This is a genomic window from Pseudomonas sp. NPDC090201, from assembly GCF_044746825.1.
Taxonomy (GTDB): Bacteria; Pseudomonadota; Gammaproteobacteria; order Pseudomonadales; family Pseudomonadaceae; genus Aquipseudomonas; species Aquipseudomonas putida_AD.
In genome coordinates this window covers 970,726-994,489 of sequence record NZ_JBIVCX010000001.1, presented here as the reverse complement: position 1 = coordinate 994,489, position 23,764 = coordinate 970,726, and the positions used below count along the sequence as shown (strand labels likewise).

Genomic DNA, 23,764 nt, shown 5'->3' with positions numbered 1-23,764 from the left:
CCGGCAAGCCGGACTGCTACGGGGATTGTGCCTTCTGCTACATTGGCCTCCATGAACTACCTCGCACACCTCCATCTGGGCGGTCAGTCGCCCGCGCAATTGCTCGGCAGTCTCTATGGCGATTTCGTCAAAGGGCTATTGCCGGGGCGCTTTCCCGTGGACATCGAAGAGGCGATCCGGCTGCATCGGCGCATCGATGTGTTCACCGATGCCCACCCGGTCATCAAGCAGGCCATGGGCCGCTTCCCTGCCGAGCGCAGGCGTTACGCAGGCATCGTGCTGGACGTGTTTTTCGATCATTGCCTGGCGCGGGACTGGCCGCAGTACTCGGACGTCTCCCTGCACGACTTCACCCGCAAGGTCTACCGCGTGCTGGCCAGCGAACCTGCATTGCCCGAGCGCCTGGCCCTGATCGCCCCGCGCATGGCCGCGCAGGACTGGCTGGGTTCGTATGTGGATTTCGAGGTGGTGGGCGATGCGCTGGCCGGGATTTCCCGACGCCTGTCACGCCCCGAGGGACTGGCCGGCGCCATGCAGGAACTGCAGGCGCTTTATCGGCCGTTGAGCGAAGATTTCAGCGAGTTCTATCCACAGCTTCAGGCCTTCGCTCAGGCGGCCCTGGCGGATGCCGCCGGGCGAACCTCGGCAGGCTGAGCCACGTCGCCGGTCTTCTCACCGAACAACGCCACCTGCACCGCTTGCTGAGCTTCGAACGCCAGAGCAGCGCGTTCCTTGCCCTGCGAGGCAAGCGGCTTGAGCAAGTGGATGTGCACGTCACTCACGTCATTGGCGAACAGCCGACGCAGATGCGACAGCAGGTCATCGTCACCGATGAACGGAGCGATCTGATCGGGCTTGCCGTTGCGCAGGTACTGGATCGCTACCGGTTGAACAGGCACGCCGGTATCGATGGCGCTGGACAGCAGGCGACCGTGGAACGTGCGCAGGCTGCGGCCATCGGTGGTGGTGCCTTCCGGAAAGATCACCAGCGAATGATTGCCGGTCAGGTGCTGGCCGATCTGTTTCTGAATCAGCTTGCTGTCGCCCGACCCGCGACGGATGAACAGCGTGCCGGCCTTGAGCGCCAGCCAGCCGGCGACCGGCCAGGTGCGCACTTCGGCCTTGGACAGGAACGACAGCGGCGCCAGCTTGCCGAGGATGGCGATATCGGTCCACGACACATGGTTGCTGACCCACAGCATTGGTTGGGCGGGCAGTTTGCCATGGACGGTGACGCGAAACGGCAGGGCGGCGGTCAGGCGCGCCATGAACCAGCTGGTCCAGCGTTGGCGACGGGCCATGGAGTTGCCGATGCGCAGCCGTTCCATCAGGGCGAAGGTGCCGGCGATGGTCAGCCCCAGGGCGATGACCCACAGCACGCGGATGACTCGCGCATGACTGCGCAGCGCGCTCATCACACGGCTGCCTTGAAGTGACGGGCATAGCGCGGGCAGAGTTCGTCGCGCTTGAGCAGGATGAACACGTCGGCCACCTGGAAGTCTTCGTCCCAGCAGGGCTCGCCGCAGATCTTCGCGCCCAGGCGCATGTAGGCCTTGAGCAGCGGTGGCATTTCGCAGATGACGTTGTTCGGGATGTCCAGGCTTGGCAGCGGGTTTTTAGGCTCGGCACGCAGGTGCTCGGTGCTCAGGTAACGCTCGCGCAGGCGCTGCATGATGGCGTGAGCCTGGATGCCGCCGTCCTGCATCGGGATGCTGGCGCAGCCCATCAGGTAGCTGTAGCCGCCTTCGTTGAGCACTTCGGCCAGCTCGCTCCACAGCACCGCGATGGTGCCGCCGTTGCGGTAGGCCGGGTCGACGCAGGTGCGGCCCAGTTCCAGGATCGGACCTTGCAGATGGCCCAGGCCATGCAGGCTGAATTCTTCTTCGCTGTAGAAGCGGCCCAGGGTGTTGGCGGCCTTGTGGTCCAGCAGGCGGGTGGTGGCCACCAGCTTGCCGCTGTTCAAGTCACGCACGCCGATGTGCATGCAATGTACGTCGTAATCGTCGATGTCCAGGCCCAGTTCGGCGCCCTTGAGCTTGGCATTGAATTCGCCGCTGAACACACTGAAGCGCAAAGCCTGTGCTTCCTGCATGGCTTGAGGCCCGATCAGGCGCTCGGCCTGCAGGCGACGTTCGGAGCTGGTGTCTCGAATACTGGCGATCTGAGTCATGTGGCGTCTCCGTGGGCCAGCCTTCGTCCAGGCCGGTCGACTGATTATTCGAAGCATTGCTGTACGAATGCAGGCTAGGGAGGGCCGATGTCATGACCATTAAGCTTTGGTGATGGTTGCGTGACAGGGATTCGGGAGTAGGGTTGACCGGTAAATGATTCAACCGCTGACGAGCACATCCCCCGTAGCAGCACGGCTTCCCGGCGGGGGCGATCTCCAGGCCCCCATCGCGGGCAAGCGCGCTCCTACAGGTTTGGGGTAAACCACACTCGTAGCAGTCCGGCTTGCCGGCGGGGGCGATCTCCGGGCCCCCATCGCGGGCAAGCGCGCTCCTACAGGTTTGGGGTAAACCACACCCGTAGCAGTCCGGCTTGCCGGCGTCGGCGATCTCGAAGACGCCCCCGCCGGCAAGCCGTGCTGCTACGGGAAGGCGGCGGAGCGTGGGAACGATCAACAATGTAACGATTGGCTGCTAGGGTTTCTCGCATCGCGTATTCGAGACCCCTTCATGAGCCGTCTGCTATTCCTTCTGCTGCTGTTGACCTGCTCAGCCGGCGCACAGACCTGGCCTGACGAACAATGGCCTGTCCACAAACTCACACCCAGCCCCGCCCTCAAGGACCTGGAAACCTACGCCTTCCCGCCCCGCGATGAGCAAGAGCGCAAAGGCGTGCGCACCGACGCCCTGCTGATCATCCACGACGGCGAACTGGTCTACGAACGCTACGCCGGAGTGACCACGGCCCAAACCCCACACCTGACCTGGTCAATCAGCAAAAGCATCCTGGCGACGGTACTCGGCGTGGCGTTCGGCGAGGGGCGTTTCAAGCTCGCTGATCCGGTCGCCAGCTTCTACGCCCCGTTCAACGCCCATCCCGATATCAGAGTCCAGGACCTGCTGCACTGGGCCTCGGGCCTGGACTGGCAGGAAGACTACGAATACGCGCCGCTCGATTCCTCAGTGGTGGCCATGCTCTACACCCGAGGTCGCACCGACATGGCACGCTTCACCGCCGAGCACCCTGTGGCCAGCGCCCCCGGCACGTCCTATCGCTATTCCAGCGGAGACAGTACGGTCCTGGCGGCAGCATTGCGGGGAATGGTCGGCGAGGCCGCCTACGCCGACTATCCCTGGACTGCACTGTTCGACCCGCTGGGCATCACGAGCGCCGTCTGGGAAACCGACGCCACGGGCACCTTCGTCGGTTCATCCTATGCCTACATGACTGCCCGGGATCTTGCGCGCATCGGCCTTTTGATGGAGCGCCGCGGCCAGTGGCAAGACCGCCAGTTACTGCCAACCCAATGGGTGGATTTCAACCTCGCGCCGTTCAAGTCGCAAACGCCGACCAGCGAAGCGCCAGGCGGCCATTGGTGGCTGAACAAGACCGCTGACGGCCCTGGTCCCTGGCCCGATGCGCCGCCCGACACGTTCGCCGGGCTGGGCCATTGGGGCCAGGCGCTGTATGTGATCCCCAGCGCAGGCCTTGTGATCGTGCGTTACGCCGATGATCGCGACGGAACCTACGACCACGACCAGTTGCTCAAGCTGACGTTGAAAGCCGTGGCCGGGGAGGGTGTCAAATGACTGCACAGAAAAGCTTCATCCGCCGCCGACCGTTCAGCAGCCTGGGCGTCCTGATCCTGCTGGTTCTGCTCGCGCTGATCTGGACCTGGCGCGTCCAGTTGCAGGCATTTCCCACGATCATCAGCGCCTACACTGCGAAGGAGTACTGCTCCTGCCGCTATGTGATGAACAATCCTGTGGATTACTGCCAAAGCTATGTGAAACAGTGGCTGCCCAGCACCCTGACCGAAAGCCTGAGCGAAAAACGCATCACCGCCACCGGCATGGGCCGCGAGAGCAGCGCACAGTGGCAGGGGCTGCGGCAGGGGTGTCGGCTGGTGTCCCCGGCGAGTTGATGGCGAACATCCCCATTTGCCTGTGGTCTGACTGCCGGATAAGGTTGCCTCAACCGCGCATCTGGAGTTCGCATGCCCATTCTCACCCGCCTGTTGCTGGCCTCGCTCGCTGTGCTTGCGCTGCCTGCCCAGGCGAACTGGTATCTGGATAACGAGTCTTCGCGACTGTCGTTCATCTCGACCAAAAACGCCGATGTTTCCGAAGTGCATCGTTTCCTCAACCTGCACGGCAAGGTCGACACCAAGGGGGTTGCCGAACTCGAGGTCGAGATGGATTCGGTGAGCACTGGCATTCCCCTGCGCGACGAGCGCTTGCGCAGGCAACTGTTCGACATCAAGCAGTTCCCCGAAGCACGAATCAGCGCGCAACTGGACATGCGCCCGATCAACGCGCTCGCACCCGGTGCGCAGCTCGAATTACGCCTGCCGCTGAAGGTGCAATTGCACGGCCAGTCGCAAAGCTACAGCGCAGAACTTCTGGCCACGCGCCTGGATGACCGGCGTTTCCAGGTGGTGACCCTTGAGCCACTGGTGCTGCATGCCGAGGATTTCGGCTTGCTGCCGGGGCTGGATGACTTGCGCAAGGTGGCGGGTCTTTCAGCCATCGGTTTCTCGGTGCCGGTGGGCGCCGTGCTGATCTTCACGGCGCGCTGATCATGAGAGGCGCGATCTTTCCGTGGCGAGACGACAACCAGTTCAACCTGCTGATCGACGGGCCGGCGTTCTTTCCGCGCATGATCGCCGCCATCGACGCGGCCGAACAGCAGGTGGACCTGGAGTTGTATCTGGTGGAGGCCGGGAGCTGTGCCGAGGCGGTTGTGCAGGCGCTGGTCAATGCGGCCAGGCGCAAGGTGATCGTGCGTTGCCTGTTCGATGATTTCGGCTCGCTGGCGTTCACCCTGGGCCTGCGCACCCGGCTGACCGAGGCGGGCGTGATTCTGCGCTTCTACAACCGCGTGCACTGGCGGCGGGGCATCCGTAATTTCTACCGCGACCACCGCAAACTGCTGCTGGTGGACAAGGAGCTTGCGGTGGTGGGCGGAACCGGGGTGACCGACGAATTCTGGCGCCCCGATCAGGACACCAGCGAATGGCACGAAGTGATGGTGGAAATTCGCGGGCCGCTGGTGCTCGACTGGCAGGCGCTGTTCGACCGGCAGTTCCACGCCAATGCCCGGCCCCGTGCCTGGCGGCCTTCGGAAAATTTCGGCCTGCCGCGCCTGCCCAAGGCGCCGGTCAGCGGACAAGGGCTTGGTCGGGTGGCCTACGCCGACTCCCGCCAGCACCGTGACATCCTGCAATCCTTGATTCACGCCCTGTACACCGGCAAGAAGCGCATCTGGCTGGCGACGCCGTATTTCCTGCCGACCTGGAAAGTCCGCCGTGCCCTGCGCCGGGCGGCTTCAAGAGGCATTGATGTGCGCCTGCTGCTCACCGGCCCCCGCACCGATCACCCGTCAGTGCGATACGCCGGGCATCGCTATTACCCTCGATTGCTCAAGGCCGGGGTGAAAATCTTCGAATACCAGCCGTGTTTCCTGCACCTGAAAATGGTGCTGGTGGACGACTGGGTCAGCATTGGTTCATGCAATTTCGATCACTGGAACCTGCGGTTCAACCTTGAGGCCAATCTGGAAGCCCTCGACCCGGCGCTGACCCGGGCGGTGACCGAGAGCTTCGAGCGGGATTTTCTGGTCAGCAGCGAGATCAGCCTGCAGGACTGGCAGGCCCGGCCGCTGTGGCAGCGGGTCAAGCAACGGATCTGGGGCTGGGTGGACCGGCTGGTGGTCAATGCGCTGGATCGACGGGGCTGATTGCTTTCGGCGCCTGTCTGCTGCGTAGCAGCACGGCTTGCCGGCGGGGGCGGTGGGTCAGTCCAAGCGTGCGTGTCTGACACAGCGCCGTCGCGGGCAAGCGCGCTCCTACAGGGGTGATTTGAGACAGGCACCCTGCCACGGGACCACCGACGACCTTGCGTGTGTAGTACTACGCTGTTACCAGCGCCTGCAATATCGGCGATATACTGGAACGACATCTCACTCACCGCAACGGGTTCGGAGGGCTTGCGCACATGGCTGCCAAGAAAATTCTCATGCTGGTCGGCGATTACGTCGAAGACTATGAAGTGATGGTGCCGTTCCAGGCGCTGCAGATGGTTGGCCATACGGTGCATGCCGTCTGCCCCGGCAAGAAGAGGGGCGAGGTGATTCGCACCGCCATCCATGACTTCGAAGGCGATCAGACCTACAGTGAAAAACGTGGCCATAACTTCGCGCTGAATTTCGATTTCGACAGCGTGAAGTCCGCCGACTATGACGCACTGCTGGTGCCCGGCGGGCGGTCTCCCGAATACCTGCGGCTCAATGCCGATGTGCTGGCGCTGGTGCGCGAGTTTGGTCGCGACAACAAGCCCATCGCCGCCGTTTGCCACGGCCCGCAACTGCTGGCCGAGACAGGCGTGCTCAAGGGCAAATCCCTCAGCGCTTACCCTGCCTGCGCACCCGAGGTGCGGCTGGCCGGTGGCGAGTACGTCGAGATCGGCATGGAAGAGGCGCACACCGACGGCAACCTGGTCACAGGTCCGGCATGGCCTGCTCATCCGGCGTGGCTGGCGGCGTTTCTGAAGCTGCTGGGCACTCAGATCATCCTGTAGAACGCGAGGCGTCATCATGTGCGAACTCTACGTAAAAGCCGACCCGATCCTGTACGAATCCCGCTCGCGCTCATTGCGCATCTGTGGCGTGGTGACCACCTTGCGTCTGGAAAACCAGTTCTGGGACATCCTCGCCGAAATAGCCGGGCACGACGGCATCACCACCAACCAGTTGATCAGCAAGCTCTACGAAGAAGTCATGGATTACCGGGGCGAGGTGGTGAATTTCGCCTCGTTTCTACGTGTCAGTTGCATGCGCTACCTGAGCCAGCATCGGGTGAGCGCCACACCCTTGAGCCTGGTGCGCCACGCTGCGACCTGAATGCCCATGAAAAAGCCCGGCACAAAGGCCGGGCTTTTCGGGGTTGCCAGAAAGTGCTTACTGCACTTCCACCGCCAGGCTCTCACTGATCTTCTTCTGCCAGATGGCAGGACCTGTGATGTGCACCGACTCGCCTTTGCTGTCGACCGCGACAGTGACCGGCATGTCTTTGACTTCGAACTCGTAGATCGCTTCCATGCCCAGTTCAGGGAATGCCAGGACCTGCGATTTCTTGATCGCCTGGGCCACGAGGTATGCAGCACCGCCGACGGCCATCAGGTAGACGGCTTTGTTGTCCTTGATCGCGTCGATAGCGGTCGGGCCGCGCTCGGACTTGCCGATCATGCCCAGCAGGCCAGTCTGCTCGAGGATCTGACGGGTGAACTTGTCCATGCGGGTGGCGGTGGTCGGACCGGCCGGGCCGACCACTTCGTCACCGACCGGATCGACCGGGCCGACGTAGTAGATGAAGCGGCCTTTGAGGTCAACCGGCAGGGTTTCGCCCTTGTTCAGCATCTCGACCATGCGCTTGTGCGCCGCGTCGCGACCGGTGAGCATCTTGCCGTTGAGCAGGACGGTTTCGCCCGGCTTCCAGCTCTGCACGTCTTCGGGCGTCAGGGTGTCGAGGTTGACGCGGCGGGCCGACGGGCCGGCTTCCCAGACGATTTCCGGGTAGGCGTCCAGCGGTGGCGCTTCCAGCGAGGCTGGACCGGAACCGTCGAGCACGAAGTGGGCGTGACGGGTGGCGGCGCAGTTCGGGATCATGCAGACCGGCAGCGAGGCTGCGTGGGTCGGGTAGTCCATGATCTTGACGTCGAGCACGGTGGTCAGGCCGCCCAGGCCCTGGGCGCCGATGCCCAGCTGGTTGACCTTCTCGAACAGCTCCAGACGCATTTCTTCCAGACGGTTCGACGGGCCGCGAGCCTTGAGCTCGTGGATGTCGATGGATTCCATCAGGACTTCCTTGGCCATGACCGCAGCTTTCTCGGCGGTGCCGCCGATGCCGATGCCGAGCATGCCAGGCGGGCACCAGCCAGCGCCCATGGTCGGCACGGTCTTGAGGACCCAGTCGACGATCGAATCGGACGGGTTGAGCATCGCCATCTTCGATTTGTTTTCCGAGCCGCCGCCCTTGGCCGCCACGTCCACTTCCACGGTGTTACCCGGGACGATGGAGTAGTGGATGACCGCCGGGGTGTTGTCCTTGGTGTTCTTGCGAGCGCCTGCCGGGTCGGCGAGGATCGAGGCACGCAGGACGTTTTCCGGCAGGTTGTAGGCGCGGCGCACGCCTTCGTTGATCATGTCGTCCAGGCTCATGGTGGCGCCATCCCAGCGCACGTCCATGCCCACGCGTACGAAAACGGTAACGATACCGGTGTCCTGGCAGATCGGACGATGGCCGGTGGCGCACATGCGCGAGTTGATGAGGATCTGGGCCATGGAATCGCGCGCGGCGGGCGACTCTTCGCGCAGGTAGGCCTCGTGCATGGCCTGGATGAAATCGACGGGGTGGTAATAGGAGATGAACTGCAGGGCGTCGGCGACGCTCTGGATAAGGTCATCCTGCTTGATCACGGTCATGGGCGTTCTCCTCTATCAGGCGGGAACATTATATAGGGCGGCTCGCGCGGGTGCGTCGGGCAATCGCGCAAACGGCCTTTGGCTCGGCTACCGCTCAGGCGCTGCGGCAGGAAAAGGCGCGGCAGTATACCCCTTGGCCCTCGGCGCGACACCCTGTCGCAGGATAAACGTTGGTCTAAGGCGGGCAGGGCGCGCCGAACGGCAGTGTCCGGCGGGCTGAATCATCGCTCACCGGGCACAGCGGGGCTCATGCTGGATTGAAGGTCCGCCAGGTCGCCAGTTCGAAATGCTCGCCGGCGGCAAGGCGTTCCTGTGGTGCTCCGCGCAGTCGCTTGAGAAATGGGATCTTTTGCAGAGGCAGGTTGGTGTGAATGCCTTTTGGGCTGGTGAAGGTGCTGAGCGCGTTCAAGCGTTCGATAGTGGCGACGTAGATAGCTTTGTCGTACCCGACCACCGGCCTGCGCAACACGTTGGCCATAGCCTGTGCTGCGCCGCTGGATCCACCTTCGGAGGCAAGCAGTATGAGAGGGCGACCCGCAGTGTAGTCGGCAAGACGGGGCGCGATTTCGCGTCGGGCTACATTCGCGGCGGGTTCGAATATACCTTCAGCGTTGAGTAGATAGCCCTCGCCGCTCCCGTGGGTTCTGAAGCCCCTCAGGTCGTCCCCCCAGAGTCTGTTGTGAAATGTCACCTGAGGCACACCGGGTGGATGTTCGAGCAGGACCTCGGTTTGATGGTACCTGTACAAATTCGGAGTGGGCGCTCTCGCCCTGCGCCCGGCAAATCTTGCGACCGGGCCGGACAGCCCGCTCAACGCGCCAGCCGCAAGGCCCGTGCCGAGCGAAACCCAGCCCAGAACGCTGGCGACGTTTTGATCGGCACCGGTGTGCTCGGCAACCAGGCCGGCCACGCCGGTCCCCAGGGACACAAGATCCAGCATGCCTGCGGCGAGGACCATCATTGCGCTCGGTGTCAGCGCTGCCGAACCGGCGTAACAGATGGAGGCGCCTACTGTGAGAAGCGCGCCAAAACCTGCGATCGCCGACGCAACACCAATCGCCAGACCCGCGCCTGCCAATGCGTAATTCACCCAACTGTGTCCGTCCGGATCGATGCGGTTGACCGGATCGCCTGCGCAATAGGCATACGGGTTGATGCCGCCCGCGCCGAACGGGCTCTGGCTGTCCGGGCTCAGGAAACACATCAGCACCGGATCGTAGGGGCGATAATCGCCCAGTATCTGCCAGCCTGTCAGGGGCTCACGCCGTTGTCCGGCGAATCCGAAGGCCGTGCTGTCGGCCCCTCCGGCTTGAGCGCCGTGGCTGGTGTAATGGCGTGTGCGTAACTGATCGTCGGCTTCAAGGCGCACACTGCCCTGTGCGTCGCAGCCGAGCAGGGTGGTCCGACGGATGCCGGCCGCCACTTTGCTGATCGCGAACAGACCCTGTTCGCCCGAGTGAAATTGCAGGCAGGCATTGCCCGTCAGTTCGTGGGTCAGCTCGTCGCCGCTGAAAAAACTGCGATTGAGAACGCCATCGACGATGCGATCTGCCAGCCGGCCACGGGCAGTGTATCGGTACTGACAGCGCTGATTGTTGTAGTGAACTTCGGTCAGCCGATCCTGCGCGTTCCACACCATGCGCCGGCCCAGGCTGTCGCGGATGACTCGGCCACAGGCGTCATAGGCGAGCCTGATCACCCGCGGCCAGGCCGCATGGGTGTGGGTGACCTTCACCAGTTGCACCGGGTTGTTCACGGCATAGGTGAACAGGGCCTGGTCCGAGCTGCCATCAGCGTACCGGGTGACCACCTTTTCGTGGCCGTCCAGTGCATTGAAGGTGAACGACTGGCGCAGGATCCGGTTGCCGAATGGATCCTCAGGCGCGCAAGACTCATCGGCAGCATAGTTGATCAGCCGGCCTCGCAGGTCGTATTCGAAGGTTTCCGTGCCCGTCTGGCCATTGTCGGCCCAACTGCGTGAAGCGATCTTGTCGAATGCTGAATAGCCAAGGGTCTGAGTGACTGTCCGGGAGGCAGTGGTTCCTGTTTTGTCGACTTCGGTGCAGGTGAAGGTACGGGTGGATTCGCGGCCGAGGCTGTCGTAGGTCAGGGTGGTGGTGAGGGTGCGCTGGTTATCCGGGTCGTCCACGACGGTACGCACCAGACGCGACAGTGCATCGTAGGCGTAGTGGCTGGTGAGGTTGCCTTCCCGGGTGTGCGTCACTCGACCCTGGGCATCGAAGCTGCGCCGATGGCGGACCCCTTGCGAATCGTCGAAGCCCTGCAGCAAGCCGTTGAGCGAGTAATGCCATCGGGTTTCGTGGCAGGCCTGGTCGATGGTCCAGTTGTCCTGGCTCGGTTGGCCAGCAGCGCTGAACCCGAATGCCTCGGTCCCGAGCGCCCCGCTGGCCGAGACCGGCATGCCCAGCCTGTGATAGGTGATCCGCTGCACAGGCTCTGCGTCAGGTGTGACGCTGAGCAATCGGTTGTTCAACTGCGGTTCGTAGGTGAAGGCAACACGTTTTCCGTCAGCGAGCGTGTTAGCCGTGGGCGGAAGCTGCCCTTCGCGGTAATCGAAAAGCGTGGTGTAACCGGCAGCGTTGATCGAACGTTGCCGGCCGAGGCCGTCGAAGATCTGGCGACCTAGAATAAGAGGTGTGATCATGGTTCCGATCCTTGGAAGTTGAGTTCAGGGGCCGTTCGGGGATATGGCCGGATGGGCGCCTTAGAAGGGTGTGACCCTGCCATCAGGGTGGTAGATGTTTGACTGCGCTTCCCGAAAAGTGGCTTTCCAGGCCTTGACCGGGTTGCCCGAAGTCCGCAGGCGCTCAAGGTAGGGGATAGCTTCCAGCGGAGTATTGGAGGCATTGCGTGCGTTCTGAAGATTGGCGAAGCCTTTGACATACACCTTGTTGGAAAACCCTTGCACCGGGCGGCCCAGTTCCCGGGCGATTTCCAGCGCCGCGCCGTTTTTTCCTCCCCAGCACGACAAAAGCACAAAGGTGTCGTCCGCAGCCGTTCCAAGGGACTGAAGCCTGGGTGCGATCACATCTCTGGCGACGTCGGCTGCGCGCATCACATTGCCATTCGCACCCATGAGCAGAGCGCGGGCAGGATCGCCGTGGGTCAGTAGCGCGGCCCGGTTGGTGGCGTGATAGGTTTCGATGAAGCCGACGTCCACGGCTCTGGACGTGTGCTGGGCCAGGACTTCGCCGTTGCCCAGGCGGCCAGGTTTGGGCGGCATCCAGCCCTGTTTCAAGTCAAAGGATCTCTGGCGCATGCCCGCACGCCTCAGGGCGCCCAGCTTCATGCCTGCCCCGGCACCTGCCAGACCGGTGACCAGAGAGATACCGCCGAGAATGTCCGAGGCGGTGCCGCTTTGCCCCGTGGCCTGAAGCACTGTGCTCGCAACGCCTGTGGCCAGGGATACGATATCCAGCGTTGCCGCCGCAAGTGCAATGATCTGCGCGGTGGTCAATGTACCCAGCCCGGCACTCAACAAGGCCCCGGCGGCAGGCAATGCAGCCTGCAGACCCGGAATCAACGCCAGCGCACCCAGCGCGATACCGACCCCAACCAGCGCGTGATTCACCCAACTGTGGCCGTCGGGGTCGACGCGGTTGACCGGATCTCCCGCGCACCACGCGTAGGGGTTTATCCCGCCACGGCCGAAGGGGCTCTCGGTGTCCGGGGCCAGGAAGCACATCAGCAGCGGGTCATAGGGGCGGTTGCCACCGGGTATGTAAAACCCCGACAGGGGTTCGCGCAGCTCGCCAGCGTAGCCGAATGCCAGATTGCCGGATCGGGAGACGTCCGCGCCATGGGCGGTGTACTGGCGCCGGCGTACCGTGCTGTCGGCCTCCACGCGTACGCTTCCCTGAGCGTCGGTGCCGAGTAGAATGGTTTTGCGAACACCGCCGCTAACCTCGTTGATCGCAAACAACGCACCCATGTCACCGATCAACTGGACGCTGTCGCTCCCCGTTTGCCTGTGGGTGAGTTGGTCGGCACTGAAAAAATCCCGGGTCAGTGTTTTGTTTACCAGACGGTCAGTCAGCTGCCCGCTGGGATCGTAGCGGTAGCTGCAAGTACCTGCCGCTGAACGAACTTCGGTCAGTCGCCCCTGGGTGTTCCAGCTCAGGTAACGACCCAGGCTGTCTGCAATTACGCGGCCGCAGGCGTCGTAGCTCAGCGTGATGTTTTTGGGCCATGAAGGGTGGGTGTGAGTGATCCTCGTGACGCGGGTGGGATCGTCGCTGGCGTAGCGGAATCGGGCTTCGTCGCGGGTGCCGTCGGCATAGGTGGTGATTACGCGCTTGTGACCGTTCAACTCATTGAATGTGAATCTCTGCTCGACGATCCGGTTGCCGAATGGGTCTTGCACTGCGGCGGCAGCGTTGGCGGTGTGGCGCACGAGACGGCCGCGCTCATCGTACTCGAAGTGTTCTTCGCTGCGTTGCTCGCCGTCTGTGCAGATTCTGGAAGTGATCTGATCGAGTGCCGAGTATCCCTGGGTCTGGGTGATCGTCCTGACGCTGGCTCCAGTGGCCTGCACGATGCTGAACGTGCGGGTGTGCTCGCGGCCCAACGGGTCGTAGGTGATGGCGGTAGTGAGGGATTGCCCGGTTTGTGGATCGGTTACCCTGACGGTCCGTGGGCGCGACAGCTCATCGTAGCTGTAAGTGGTTTCCACGGTGCCGACGCAGGTTTTCGCGACGCGGCCTTGCGCATCGAATTCCCGCCGATGGCTCACGCCCTGGGCATCACTGAAGCCTTGCAGCAGGCCACTGAACGACTGTCGCCACGTGCTGGTGTAAGTCGTCCCGTCCACGGTCCAGCGGTCCATGAGCGGCTGGCCGGATGCGGTGAACTCGAAGGTCTGCGTGCCAAGGGCGCCTGTGATGGACGTGGGCAGGCCGTGTTTCGGATGACGGTTGATGAGTGTGGCCGTCTCGCCGTCGGCGGCGACACCGAGCAACGGTTGGCCCAGGTTTTTTTCATATTTGAACAGGGTGACCCTGCCATCGGCCAGGGTGTTCGACGCGGGTGGGAGTTGCCCCTTGTTGTAGTGAAACACGGTGGTGGTGCGGCCCACTTCAACGCTGAGTTGGCGGCCAAGGCCGTCGAAGGACTGCCGGCCGATGATGGTTGCTGTGTTCATGTCTTCGATCCTTGAAGAAATTACCGGCCAACGGGAAGCCTTCGTCAGGGCAAGGCTTCCCGCCAATGTTCGTGGCTACCGAGAGGTCCTATCTGGAGTTGGCGCGGTGACGGCGATGGTTTCGGGATGGTTGCCATCGCTGTGCGGGGCGTATGTCCAGTTCACCACCGTGGCGTCGGCCAGCCGTTGTTCGGTGAACCGTCCGTACACATCCAGCTTCACGGTGGTCACGCGATCCGGGAGACCGGGCACCGCAAGGGTGGTGCGGGTGACACGGTCCAGCCCGTCGCGCAGCCATGCGCTGCTGCGAACCAGCGTGCCATGGGTGTCGTACAGCTCGGCGCGGATGGCGCTGCCCGCCGCGTTGTGCCAAGTCAGGGTATGCGGCCCTTTCACTGTTCCGTTCTGCTGCCATGCCTTGAGCGTGAGCTGCACCGGATCGTGCTGGCTGTGACTCACGACCCCGTTGGGCGCGATGCTCTGGCTCACTTGCCCCCAGTCATCGTAACGGGTGTCGGTGGTCAGCTTGAGGGGCGTGACCAGTGCCGGGTTGTCAGGGTCGCGCAGCCAGTCCTGCTGGGTTTCGCTGATGGTTCTGCCTTCGGCATCGAACAGGTTGCGACCGATCTCGCGGAACGTGCCCGGCGCGTGATCGAGGTCTTCCAGCTCGATGCGTACGCTTCGCCCCTCGCCGTCGAGCCATTGGCGGTGATGCTGACCGGTGGCAAGCACGTTCTCGATCATCACCGGGTTTTCGCCCATGAGTACGTGCTTGAGCGCGACCTTGTCCCTCACGTGATAGGTGGTGGTGCAACGGGCTTCATAGGGGCTGCCAACGGCCGTGACCACAAGGGTCACGCGGCCGAGGCTGTCGTACTCGTAGCGCGAAACCGCTCCGGCTGCATTGGTTTCCCGGACCACTTGGCCGGTGCCCAGCGACCGCGTGCTGCTTTGGCTCGAACGCACCTGATCGGTGTTCTCGAAGCCGATGGTGGTGGTGCGAGTGGTCACTTCGCTGTCAGTCAGCTCATAGTCGTAGCGGGTGCTGGTGGCCTTGCCGTTGAGCGTGGTGACTTTGCTTCTGATGCGGGCGTAGTGCGGGCCTTTCTCCGTGATATAGGTCTGGGTCGTGGACTCGATTTCCCGTGAGTGAGATTCATCGCGGGCCGTTTCATGTTCTACCACTACGCATGGGCGCCCGCCCTCGATGAGCGAACCCAGCGCTTTATAGGTATAGGTGGTGGAGGTCTCTGATGCCCCGCCAAAGCTGCCGTCGGCCAGGCCCAGCGGCCTGGTGGTTTTCTTTTTCAGAAACCTGACGATGCCCAGAGGGCTGGCTGGGCAGAGCTTGGGATCCTTATCACCTTCGGCAGGGTAATACTCGCTGTGCTCTTCGATGCCGTTGGGCGTGCGCGTGAACAGGACGTTGCCGAACCTGTCATAGCGATACTCGGTCTGCTCGCTGCGCCTGAGGTTCGCGGCGCTGTGGTCGATGAAGGTCAGGGTCTGTTTGTGCGGCAGTTGGCACCAGGCGGGTTGATCCTTCCAGAGGGTGTCCGCAGCTATGCCGTAGGTGGTGTCCTGACGGATTTCGCAGTGGCCCCGGCGGCTGGTTTCCTGAGTGAGCAGGTGAAAGCGGTTCCAGGTCCGGGTGATGGTAGACAGCGGCTTTCCCTTGGCGTCGGTCTGGGTTTCGACCACGCTGTAGCGGTATTCCTGCTCCACTTGATAGAGATTGTCGCGGCCCTTCTGCCAGTCGAACGCCTGGGCGCTGGCGTAACCCAGGAAGTTGTGCGCGCCGATCCATGCATAGGTGCGGTGCAGCCGGGTATGGTCTGCGCCCGAAGAGTGGGTCCATCTCAGCACCCTCGGGAGGACCTCGAACGGCGCGCCGTCCGGAAGCTGATGGCCATCTTCGCCCTTGGCCCAGGTCACGGTGTCCGACGCCCCCAACGGGGTGATGAATTCGGTGGGCAGCAGCAGGTGAGTGGTTTCATCCAGAGGATGGTGGTCGTAGGCGATGGTGCAGGGTGTCTTGATGCCAGGGAGGTGAACGGCCACCAGCTTGTCGTTGGTGGTGCGCATCCTCAAGGTATGTGCTTCGCGCCCGGGCGCGGAAAATTCGATCTCGCCTTCGTCGTAGGCGACCTGCAGCAGCGTCCGCATTTCGTCGCGGATGCTCCTCAGCCGCAAGCCACTGCGAAACGGCGACCAGCGCACATGAACCCGTCGACCCTCCGGGCTGCGCATTTCGGTGACCAGAAACCGGCTGCTGTCTTCCTGGCGGGTCAGTATCTCGCTCTGGCCATTCTTGTACTCCACAAGGTAGGCATCGCTGCCCAGGCACGTGACCGCCATCGACTTGAGCTTGGCATCGAGCAGTTTCAGTTCGCTGCCCGGGGTGGTGGCCGGGCTGTCGGTGTCGACTGCAAAACTCTCCCCCGACGACAGGCGCAACGAGGGAGCGTCCTGATTGAGGTCCAGTTCGCTCAAGTCCAGCGACCAGCCCAGCCCGAAACCCTTGTCGTGGGTTGAGCCCAGCACGCTGAACGACAGCGTGGGGTTGAGGCTGGGGCCGCACATGTTGTTGGCGGGGATGATGGGAAGCTGGAAGGCCAGGGTGAATTGGCCGGTGCGGGCATCGACACCGGTCTTGATGAAATCGGTGAAGTTTGTGGCTTGTGTGTGAACACCTGAAATGGGCATGGAAAAATTCCGCAATGTCGTCGATCGTTGTCGGACGGGCACGCCGGTTCAACTATGACGGCTGAGAGGGCAGACCCGAGAGAAGTGAATGCACCGTGTTAACGAAGCATTCTGAAATCCATAAAGTTGCCCGCCCCCTCAATTGTCATTTTGATTTTGTACTTGTTACCGTACTGGTCGAGCACGGCGAAGGACCCTGGCGCCGGCGGCCCTGCCTCCGGTTTTGGGTCGATTCCACGTAATTGGAGCCGGATGAAATTCATGGCACCGGCGCGGGTGTTAATGGGGACGCTGAGGTGCCGATAGCCAAAGGCTTGAACTTGACTGAGAGGATCGACTAGATAGTGGAGGTTCATTTCCACCGATGGTGATGCAAAGTTGTTGCCCCAGAAAACTTCGCCGTCATCCCGTTCACCCAGAAAGGTTGCCGCCAATCCATCCTGAAATGCGGCATCGGCATCGACTATCCTGAAGGCTGGATTTTTGAACTCCAGATGATACAAGTCGATATCGACCGCCGTTTTCACTTTCCATGACTTGCGATCATGCTCGACGACGTCAGTCACGGTATCCATGAGCGCATCAACCCGCTCAAGCTTGAAGTCCGAACGCTGCCGGTTCGGACTGGTAATCGTCTCGACCTTGACCGATGAATTGAAGACGCTGGTGTGGCTGACGTAGTGGCTGTCTTCGTCACGGGTCACGGCGGCGTAGAGGGTCTTGATCGACCCTCCGGACGCGGTCGAGGAAACGTAGAATTTTCTGGAACAGGCCGTGGACTCCAGCAGCCGCGACGGGGCCATGCCTGTGTCGGCGTAATATTCGAACCGCTCATCCCGCTTGCGGGAAACCCGGTACTCGCCTGACAACTCTCGATACTGCCCATCATCATCAAGCGTGACCAGCCGGACGCTGTTCAGTTGCTCTTTGGTGATGCTCTCGCCCTTGCGGGGTGTCAACCCAACCGAAACTTGAAGCTGGTTGTTTCCGTTGTTGAATATCCGGTTCGAGTTGGAGGTGATGTTGATGTTCAAGCGGCTCAGCCAGTCGGCTTCGTTGATAGGTTTCATGCTGTAACCATCCTTGGTTTGTAAGGGCAGGGTTGCAGTGGAGGCTGCCTTGCAACTGGCTCCCCTACTCCGTCGGGATCCCATAGAGTTCGAAATCGACCAGGCGTCCGTCATACATCGTGAAGTTGATGAGATTGCCGTCCTGCTCCTGCGTCATTTCAATCAGGTGTTCATGTCCGTATTGGTCAAAGACGCCGAAGATCCTGGGCGCCCGGTACGCTTCACCCAGCACTGCGCCTGCGCCGCGCAACTTGAGCCGGATGAAATTCAGTGCACCGTCGCGGGTATTGGTCGCTACGCGGATGTGTCTGTAAATGAAGGTACTGTCTGCGGCGCGTGGATCGACCAGGAAATGAGCGTGCCGCTTGTAGATCCGTGGCAAGGGGGCGGTGGGCCAGCCGATTTCCTCCGCGAGCTGGGTATCGTCGTTGAAGTCGGAGTAGAAACAACCGGATCCACTGAAGAACGGTACGCGGACATCGACGATCCTGAAGGCCGGGTTCTTGAATTCAAGGTAGTAGAGATCCACATCGACGGACGTCCTGGCTTCAAAGGTGCTGTCATGCCAGCGGTAGGTATCGGTCACCGTGTCCTGGAGCAGGTCGACAGCCTCCAGCTTGAAGTCCGAGCGCTGGCGGCGCAGTTTGGTATTCGTCTCGATGGTCACCGATGAGTTGAAGATGCTGGTGTGGCTGACATAGTGCTCATCCGGCGCCCTGGTGATGGCAGCGTAGATGGCCTTGCGCGAGCCCCCGGAGGCGATGGAGGTGATATAGAACTTCTTGCGATAAGTGGTGGACTCCAGCAGCGCGGAGGGCATGGAGCCGGTATCGGCGTAATATTCGAAGCGCTTGTCCCGCTCGTCGGCGTAGCCATACTCGCCTGAGAGCTCCTGATAGCGCCCGTCATCTTCGAGAGTGACCAGTTGTATGCTGTCCAGCTGTTCCTGGGTCACGGTCTGGCCGTTGCGCGGCGTCAGGCCGACGGAAACCTCGAGCTGGTGGTTTCCGTTGTTGAATATCCGGTTCGAACTGGACGTGATGTTGATGTTGAAACGGCTCAGCCAGTCGGCTTCGTTGACAGGTTTCATACTCTGGACCTTCCGTGGTTGTTGAGAGGGCTCCAGAGTAGCGAGGCGCCTTGCGGGGGCTGATATATATATTTATCGCGTCGTTGGGGATCGGTATGCGAATGTGTCCGAGGCCTGGACGCGTCGCGCCGACGCACGGCGGACCGATACCTGCGCATTTGGCCCCTTGGCCAAGGCCGGGCACGTTGGCGAAACGCCACGTTTCCTCTACATTGACCACTTCCCGGATGATCGATGTACCCGGCCTGCGATGCGACCCATGTCCATCTCGCCACCCAGGACGAGCCCCAGATCCATGACCAATCAACCTCCCGTAGCGGGATCGATACAGCGCCTGTTGTTCAAGCGCTTCGCGCTGGCAGCCGCCACCTACGTCCTGCTGACTGCGCTGGTCTGGGTGGCATTCTGCGCAGGCTATTACCATGCGACGTTCTTTGGGGTGTGGCTGGCCAGCGTGCTGGTGCTGTTGTCGCAGGGCATCCTGAGCCTGGTGTTCTTCGGTGGTCACAACCAGCGATTCAAGGACCCCAGCCTCACTGAGTTTCAGGTGCTGATGGGGCTCGGCTGGCAGACATTCCTCTTGGCCCACATGGACGCTGCCCGTGGCACCTTCCTGGTGCTTTACGTACTGGTATTGTTATTCGGACTGTTTCACCTGCCGCCGAGAGTCTTCACCCGCTGTGCGCTGCTGGCGCTGGCGGGTTTCACCGGTCTGAACCTGTGGGAGGCCTTCAATGGCCAGCTCGACGACCCGGGCCTGGCGGCCCTTCAGACCTGCGCGCTGTTCATCGTCCTCGCCTGGCTGTGCCTGTATGCACGGTTCGTCCAGACGTCCAGACAGCGCATGCATCAGCGTCGGATCACACTGCAGGCCCACCAGGAAACCCTGCGCGGCATGATGTTCCAGCTTGAAGAACTGGCCTCTACCGACGAGTTGACCAACCTCTACAACCGCCGCCATTTCCTGCGCCTGGCCACCCGTGAGCTGGAAACCATGGAAGGCAATTACACCCTGGGCCTGGCGCTGATCGACCTCGACCACTTCAAGCGGGTCAACGATCAGCTCGGGCATTCTGCCGGGGACCGGGTATTGCAGGTGTTCGCCACCACGGCCAGCCAGTGCCTGCGCTCCGATGACATTCTGGCGCGCTACGGCGGTGAGGAGTTCGTGTTGCTGATTCCCCGCGCCACCCGCGCGCAACTGGTCGATTGCTGCGAACGGGTGCGCGTGGCGTTCGAGCAGGTATCCATTCCCGGTCTGCCGGGTCTTGAGCTGAGCCTGTCGGTGGGGATGACGCTGATCGAATCCGGCGATGATCTGGACCGTGCCCTGCAGCGCGCCGACCAGTCGCTCTACCGCGCCAAACACCAGGGTCGCAACCGCTGCCATGGCGCCTGGGATTACGTCGATGCCTGAGCTGCGTGCCGGTGATCGGCAGTGGAGCGTTGCGCCGGGCGCCAGCCTGCTCGATGCTCTCAATGATGCAGGGCTTTCAGTGCCGTTCAGCTGCCGCGCGGGCAGTTGCCATGCCTGCCTTGTGCGCTGCACCAGTGGCGAGCCGCTGGATGGCCTGCCCGAAGCACTCGATGCCGCCAAGCGCGAGCAGGGCTGGCGCCTGGCTTGCCAATGCCGGGTGGTGGGCGATCTGGCCGTGGAAATCTTCGATCCGCTGCGTGACGGCCTGCCGGCGCGTGTCGCAAGTTGTGAATGGCCAAGCCCGCATGTATTGAGGCTGCGCCTGGCGCCCGAGCGTGGGTTGCGTTATCGCGCCGGTCAGCACCTGGTGCTCTGGACCGCCAATGGCGTTGCCCGCCCGTACTCGCTGGCCAGCTTGCCGGGCGAGGACCCGTTCCTGGAATTTCATCTTGATTGCCGCCTTCCCGGCGCCTTCACCGATGTGGCACGCACCCTTGCGCCGGGTGATTCGGTGCGGCTGGGAGAATTGCGTGGCGGTGCCTTGCATTACGACCCTGACTGGCAAGCGCGGCCCCTGTGGCTGCTGGCGGCGGGCACCGGGCTTGGGCCGCTGTGGAGTGTGCTGCGCGAGGCACTGCGCCAGGAGCATCAGGGGCCGATCCGGGTAATGCACGTGGCCCACGAGCATTATCTGGCGAGCGAACTTCAGCGGCTGGGCGAGGAGCATGCACAGGTGCAGATCGAGCTGGTCGGGCCGGATGCATTCCAGGCTGCACTGGCCGGGTTGCGAGTCGCTTCTCGGCAAACCGTGGCACTGGTCTGCGGTTCGCCTTCGAGCGTCGAGGCGTTTTCGAAGCGGCTGTTCATTGCCGGATTGCCGCGAGGGCAGTTGCTGGCCGATGTGTTTCTGGAAAAGGCCTGACCGTCTCTGCCTGAAATGAAAAAGCCCCGTGCTCTTGCGAGACGGGGCTTTTTCGATCACAGCAGCGTCTTACACGATCGGGTCGCCGACGTGCAGGATCTTCATGCCGTTGGTGCCACCGATGGTGTGGTAGCTGTCACCCTTGGTCAGGATGACCCAGTCGCCTTGCTCGACCAGACCGCGTTTGACCAGTTCGTCCACAGCCGACTGGCTGACCTGACCCGCAGGCAGCGAAGCCGGGTCGAACGGAATGGTGTACACGCCACGGAACATGGCGGCGCGCGCCTGGGTTTCGCGGTGTGGGGAGAACGCGTAGATCGGCACCGAGGAGCGGATGCGCGACATGATCAGCGGGGTGTAGCCGCTTTCGGTCAGCGCGATGATCGCTTTGACGCCCGGGAAGTGGTTGGCGGTGTACATGGCCGCCAGCGCGATGCTTTCGTCACAGCGGGTGAACGAGTGACCGATGCGGTGGCTGGAGGTCTTGCCGGTCGGGTGACGTTCGGCGCCGACGCAGATGCGCGCCATGGCTTCAACGGCTTCGACAGGGTAGGAACCGGCAGCACTTTCAGCGGACAGCATCACGGCGTCGGTGTAGTCGAGCACGGCGTTGGCCACGTCGGACACTTCGGCGCGGGTCGGCATGGGGCTGGAAATCATCGATTCCATCATCTGCGTGGCCACGATCACCGCTTTGTTGTGGCGACGTGCGTGCAGGATGATTTTCTTCTGGATGCCCACCAGCTCCGCGTCACCGATTTCCACGCCCAGGTCGCCACGGGCAACCATGACCGCGTCGCTGGCGCGAATCAGTGCATCGAGGGTTTCGTCGTCGGCAACGGCTTCGGCGCGTTCGATCTTCGCCACCAGCCAGGCAGTACCGCCCGACTCGTCACGCAGCTTGCGGGCGTATTCCATGTCGGCGGCGTCGCGCGGGAAGGAAACGGCCAGGTAATCCAGGTCCATTTCAGCGGCGAGCTTGATGTCTTGCTTGTCTTTTTCGGTCAGGGCCGGTGCAGTCAGGCCGCCACCGCGACGGTTGATGCCTTTGTGGTCCGACAGCGGGCCACCGATGGTCACGGTGCAGTGCAGGGCATCGGCGGTCTGCGTGTCTACGCGCATGACCACTCGTCCGTCGTCGAGCAGCAGTTCGTCGCCTACGCCGCAATCCTTGACCAGATCGGGATAGTCGATACCGACGATTTCCTGGGTGCCTTCAGTCAGAGGATGGCTGGTGGAGAAGGTGAACTTGTCACCGACTTTCAGCTCGATCTTCTTGTTGGCGAATTTGGCGATGCGAATTTTCGGGCCTTGCAGGTCACCCAGCAACGCAACGAAGCGGCCATTCTTGGCGGCGATGTCGCGGATCAGCTTCGCGCGAGCCTTGTGCTCGTCGGGCGTGCCGTGGGAGAAGTTCAGGCGGGCAACGTCCAGGCCCGCCAGAATCAGCTTCTCGATGACTTCGGGCGAGTTACTTGCTGGGCCAAGTGTGGCTACGATTTTGGTGCGACGAACGGACATGCACAAACTCCTTAAATGAAGCGCAGCGAGAGGCTACTACTGTATTGGCCTGTAGTCATTGTTCCTTTGCACTACCTTGTCGCCCAATCACTGGGCAATAGGCAGATCGGCAGTACCCTTCAATCGGTCTTGAAGAAATCCGGCGATGCGCCGATACAGTACAGAGCACAGGAGACTCTCATGCGAATCGTGATGATATTAGTGGCGCTGACTGCATTGGGCGGTTGCACACGCTGGGCGATGAACAGCCATCTGGACAATGCCAACCGCGCGTACGCCAAGGGCGACTGCGATACGGTCATGTACAACCTGTCCAAGGTCGACCGCGAAAGCCGTTCGCGTCGGTACGTTCAGCCTGAAGTGTCGATGTTGCGCGGGCAGTGCCTGGAGCGCCAGAAGTTCTACGTCGATGCGGTGCAGACCTATCAGTTCATCGTGACGCAGTACCCCTACAGCGAATACGCATTCCGGGCGAAGGCGCGTCTGGATACGCTGCATCAGTTGGGCTATGACAACCTGGCCCCGCCTGCCGTCACGCGACCTGCTTCACTTTAGTTACACTCATCTGGATAGACGGTGGTTTTTTTGAGTGGATGTCGGCGCAAGTTGAGCTAGGCTGGAAAACGGTAGGGACCTAAAGATTTCATCACAGGAGTGAGGAAGTGCGCGCTCCATTGCCGAAGCGGTTATCGACAGGCTTTGTTTATCGCCAAATCGAATAATCGGACGAGTGACTTCGGCAATCACTGGTGAGTCAGATGACGTCCCTGTTGTAATAAACAGGTTGGTTCGACTGTGCCTGACCGACAGACGAATCTCTTAGCATTAGCGCGGCCATGCTCAATGGCTACCCGAGGACCAGTGTCCAATGCTTAATGAAAGACGAATCGAACGTCACCAGCTTCCGTATTACCTGCAGGTGTTCAATCGCTACACCGACAAACCGATGGGCTGCCTGGGCAACGTCTCGGAGCAGGGGCTGATGTTGATCAGCGACCTGCCCATTCTGGTTGCCGCCGACTTTCAACTGCGCCTGAAAGTGCCGGATGAAAAGAACGGGCTGTATCACATCGATATCAACGCCAGTTGCCTGTGGTGCCAGGAAGACGAAACACCGGGTGTTTTCGACTCCGGGTTCAAGATTCAGGCTGCGCCACCAGAGTATTTCCACCTGATACAGGCCTTGCAGCGCTATTTCAGTTTTTATCCACTGGAAGCGTCTGCCTGA

Annotated in this window: 20 protein-coding genes; 11 read left to right on the top strand and 9 right to left on the bottom strand. The window is 61.9% G+C overall.

The genetic code is table 11. The features are described from left to right. The first annotated feature begins 51 nt into the window (after nt 1–51). Complete coding sequence (locus tag ACIPOO_RS04555) at nt 52–654, top strand: ACP phosphodiesterase (RefSeq protein WP_400604741.1); 603 nt, start codon at nt 52–54, stop codon at nt 652–654. On the opposite strand, the gene ACIPOO_RS04550 is transcribed toward ACIPOO_RS04555, so the two are convergent. Then, nucleotides 609–1,415, bottom strand: a complete 807-nt coding sequence (locus ACIPOO_RS04550; protein ID WP_400604739.1) for a lysophospholipid acyltransferase family protein — start codon at nt 1,413–1,415, stop codon at nt 609–611. The genes ACIPOO_RS04555 and ACIPOO_RS04550 overlap by 46 nt on opposite strands. Further along, complete coding sequence (gene olsB, locus ACIPOO_RS04545; protein ID WP_274134737.1) at nt 1,415–2,170, bottom strand: L-ornithine N(alpha)-acyltransferase; 756 nt, start codon at nt 2,168–2,170, stop codon at nt 1,415–1,417. The genes ACIPOO_RS04550 and olsB overlap by 1 nt, the downstream gene beginning before the upstream one ends. Before the next feature lie 508 nt (nt 2,171–2,678). Between olsB and ACIPOO_RS04540 the strand changes: the two genes are divergently transcribed. The 6 genes from ACIPOO_RS04540 to ACIPOO_RS04515 all read left to right on the top strand — a co-directional run bounded on the left by ACIPOO_RS04540 (nt 2,679) and on the right by ACIPOO_RS04515 (nt 7,068). Continuing rightward, nucleotides 2,679–3,758, top strand: a complete 1,080-nt coding sequence (locus tag ACIPOO_RS04540) for a serine hydrolase domain-containing protein (protein ID WP_400604736.1) — start codon at nt 2,679–2,681, stop codon at nt 3,756–3,758. Next, nucleotides 3,755–4,093, top strand: coding sequence for an amidase (locus ACIPOO_RS04535; RefSeq protein ID WP_400604734.1), 339 nt, complete (start codon nt 3,755–3,757; stop codon nt 4,091–4,093). Before ACIPOO_RS04540 ends, ACIPOO_RS04535 begins: the two co-directional genes overlap by 4 nt. A gap of 72 nt (nt 4,094–4,165) precedes the next feature. Next, the gene (locus ACIPOO_RS04530) at nt 4,166–4,747 is read left to right on the top strand and encodes a YceI family protein (RefSeq protein ID WP_274134740.1); all 582 of its coding nucleotides are present in this window, start codon (nt 4,166–4,168) and stop codon (nt 4,745–4,747) included. Nucleotides 4,748–4,749: 2 nt separating this feature from the next. Continuing rightward, nucleotides 4,750–5,907, top strand: a complete 1,158-nt coding sequence (locus ACIPOO_RS04525) for a phosphatidylserine/phosphatidylglycerophosphate/cardiolipin synthase family protein (RefSeq protein ID WP_400604732.1) — start codon at nt 4,750–4,752, stop codon at nt 5,905–5,907. A 257-nt stretch (nt 5,908–6,164) separates the two neighbouring features. Next, nucleotides 6,165–6,746, top strand: coding sequence for a DJ-1/PfpI family protein (locus ACIPOO_RS04520; RefSeq protein ID WP_400604730.1), 582 nt, complete (start codon nt 6,165–6,167; stop codon nt 6,744–6,746). 16 nt (nt 6,747–6,762) lie between these two features. Beyond that, nucleotides 6,763–7,068, top strand: a complete 306-nt coding sequence (locus ACIPOO_RS04515) for a ribbon-helix-helix domain-containing protein (RefSeq protein ID WP_274134743.1) — start codon at nt 6,763–6,765, stop codon at nt 7,066–7,068. Nucleotides 7,069–7,125: 57 nt separating this feature from the next. Here ACIPOO_RS04515 and ACIPOO_RS04510 read toward each other — a convergent pair whose 3' ends face one another. The 6 genes from ACIPOO_RS04510 to ACIPOO_RS04485 form a co-directional block, all read right to left on the bottom strand. Then, the gene (locus ACIPOO_RS04510) at nt 7,126–8,649 is read right to left on the bottom strand and encodes a fumarate hydratase (RefSeq protein ID WP_108236967.1); all 1,524 of its coding nucleotides are present in this window, start codon (nt 8,647–8,649) and stop codon (nt 7,126–7,128) included. A gap of 247 nt (nt 8,650–8,896) precedes the next feature. Then, nucleotides 8,897–11,314: an RHS repeat domain-containing protein gene (locus ACIPOO_RS04505; RefSeq protein ID WP_400604727.1), complete on the bottom strand. Its 2,418-nt coding sequence runs from the start codon at nt 11,312–11,314 to the stop codon at nt 8,897–8,899. Between the two features lie 60 nt (nt 11,315–11,374). After that, nucleotides 11,375–13,810, bottom strand: a complete 2,436-nt coding sequence (locus tag ACIPOO_RS04500) for an RHS repeat-associated core domain-containing protein (RefSeq protein WP_400604725.1) — start codon at nt 13,808–13,810, stop codon at nt 11,375–11,377. A gap of 75 nt (nt 13,811–13,885) precedes the next feature. Next, nucleotides 13,886–16,516, bottom strand: a complete 2,631-nt coding sequence (locus tag ACIPOO_RS04495) for an RHS repeat domain-containing protein (RefSeq protein ID WP_400604723.1) — start codon at nt 16,514–16,516, stop codon at nt 13,886–13,888. A 98-nt stretch (nt 16,517–16,614) separates the two neighbouring features. After that, the gene (locus ACIPOO_RS04490) at nt 16,615–17,586 is read right to left on the bottom strand and encodes a hypothetical protein (RefSeq protein WP_400604721.1); all 972 of its coding nucleotides are present in this window, start codon (nt 17,584–17,586) and stop codon (nt 16,615–16,617) included. 64 nt (nt 17,587–17,650) lie between these two features. Further along, complete coding sequence (locus ACIPOO_RS04485) at nt 17,651–18,676, bottom strand: hypothetical protein (protein ID WP_400604719.1); 1,026 nt, start codon at nt 18,674–18,676, stop codon at nt 17,651–17,653. Nucleotides 18,677–18,971: 295 nt separating this feature from the next. Between ACIPOO_RS04485 and ACIPOO_RS04480 the strand changes: the two genes are divergently transcribed. Together ACIPOO_RS04480 and ACIPOO_RS04475 are read left to right on the top strand one after the other, a co-directional pair. Beyond that, a complete protein-coding gene (locus tag ACIPOO_RS04480; protein ID WP_400604717.1) occupies nt 18,972–20,093 on the top strand; it encodes a diguanylate cyclase domain-containing protein in 1,122 nt (373 codons plus the stop codon). Continuing rightward, nucleotides 20,086–21,015 (top strand): iron-sulfur-binding ferredoxin reductase, encoded by a 930-nt coding sequence (locus ACIPOO_RS04475; protein WP_400604715.1) that lies wholly within the window; start codon nt 20,086–20,088, stop codon nt 21,013–21,015. Before ACIPOO_RS04480 ends, ACIPOO_RS04475 begins: the two co-directional genes overlap by 8 nt. A 69-nt stretch (nt 21,016–21,084) precedes the next feature. Here ACIPOO_RS04475 and pyk read toward each other — a convergent pair whose 3' ends face one another. Next, a complete protein-coding gene (pyk, locus tag ACIPOO_RS04470) occupies nt 21,085–22,536 on the bottom strand; it encodes a pyruvate kinase (RefSeq protein ID WP_274134756.1) in 1,452 nt (483 codons plus the stop codon). 180 nt (nt 22,537–22,716) lie between these two features. On the opposite strand from pyk, the gene ACIPOO_RS04465 reads away from it, so the two are divergent. Further along, a complete protein-coding gene (locus ACIPOO_RS04465) occupies nt 22,717–23,091 on the top strand; it encodes a tol-pal system YbgF family protein (protein ID WP_274134758.1) in 375 nt (124 codons plus the stop codon). A 313-nt stretch (nt 23,092–23,404) separates the two neighbouring features. Further along, nucleotides 23,405–23,764, top strand: a complete 360-nt coding sequence (locus ACIPOO_RS04460; protein ID WP_274134760.1) for a PilZ domain-containing protein — start codon at nt 23,405–23,407, stop codon at nt 23,762–23,764.

Coding starts and splice junctions, on each gene's coding strand:
- ACIPOO_RS04555 (WP_400604741.1), top strand. CDS start 52: ATGAACTACCTCGCACACCTCCATCTGGGCGGTCAGTCGCCCGCGCAA.
- ACIPOO_RS04550 (WP_400604739.1), bottom strand. CDS start 1,415: ATGAGCGCGCTGCGCAGTCATGCGCGAGTCATCCGCGTGCTGTGGGTC.
- olsB (WP_274134737.1), bottom strand. CDS start 2,170: ATGACTCAGATCGCCAGTATTCGAGACACCAGCTCCGAACGTCGCCTG.
- ACIPOO_RS04540 (WP_400604736.1), top strand. CDS start 2,679: ATGAGCCGTCTGCTATTCCTTCTGCTGCTGTTGACCTGCTCAGCCGGC.
- ACIPOO_RS04535 (WP_400604734.1), top strand. CDS start 3,755: ATGACTGCACAGAAAAGCTTCATCCGCCGCCGACCGTTCAGCAGCCTG.
- ACIPOO_RS04530 (WP_274134740.1), top strand. CDS start 4,166: ATGCCCATTCTCACCCGCCTGTTGCTGGCCTCGCTCGCTGTGCTTGCG.
- ACIPOO_RS04525 (WP_400604732.1), top strand. CDS start 4,750: ATGAGAGGCGCGATCTTTCCGTGGCGAGACGACAACCAGTTCAACCTG.
- ACIPOO_RS04520 (WP_400604730.1), top strand. CDS start 6,165: ATGGCTGCCAAGAAAATTCTCATGCTGGTCGGCGATTACGTCGAAGAC.
- ACIPOO_RS04515 (WP_274134743.1), top strand. CDS start 6,763: ATGTGCGAACTCTACGTAAAAGCCGACCCGATCCTGTACGAATCCCGC.
- ACIPOO_RS04510 (WP_108236967.1), bottom strand. CDS start 8,649: ATGACCGTGATCAAGCAGGATGACCTTATCCAGAGCGTCGCCGACGCC.
- ACIPOO_RS04505 (WP_400604727.1), bottom strand. CDS start 11,314: ATGATCACACCTCTTATTCTAGGTCGCCAGATCTTCGACGGCCTCGGC.
- ACIPOO_RS04500 (WP_400604725.1), bottom strand. CDS start 13,810: ATGAACACAGCAACCATCATCGGCCGGCAGTCCTTCGACGGCCTTGGC.
- ACIPOO_RS04495 (WP_400604723.1), bottom strand. CDS start 16,516: ATGCCCATTTCAGGTGTTCACACACAAGCCACAAACTTCACCGATTTC.
- ACIPOO_RS04490 (WP_400604721.1), bottom strand. CDS start 17,586: ATGAAACCTATCAACGAAGCCGACTGGCTGAGCCGCTTGAACATCAAC.
- ACIPOO_RS04485 (WP_400604719.1), bottom strand. CDS start 18,676: ATGAAACCTGTCAACGAAGCCGACTGGCTGAGCCGTTTCAACATCAAC.
- ACIPOO_RS04480 (WP_400604717.1), top strand. CDS start 18,972: ATGACCAATCAACCTCCCGTAGCGGGATCGATACAGCGCCTGTTGTTC.
- ACIPOO_RS04475 (WP_400604715.1), top strand. CDS start 20,086: ATGCCTGAGCTGCGTGCCGGTGATCGGCAGTGGAGCGTTGCGCCGGGC.
- pyk (WP_274134756.1), bottom strand. CDS start 22,536: ATGTCCGTTCGTCGCACCAAAATCGTAGCCACACTTGGCCCAGCAAGT.
- ACIPOO_RS04465 (WP_274134758.1), top strand. CDS start 22,717: ATGCGAATCGTGATGATATTAGTGGCGCTGACTGCATTGGGCGGTTGC.
- ACIPOO_RS04460 (WP_274134760.1), top strand. CDS start 23,405: ATGCTTAATGAAAGACGAATCGAACGTCACCAGCTTCCGTATTACCTG.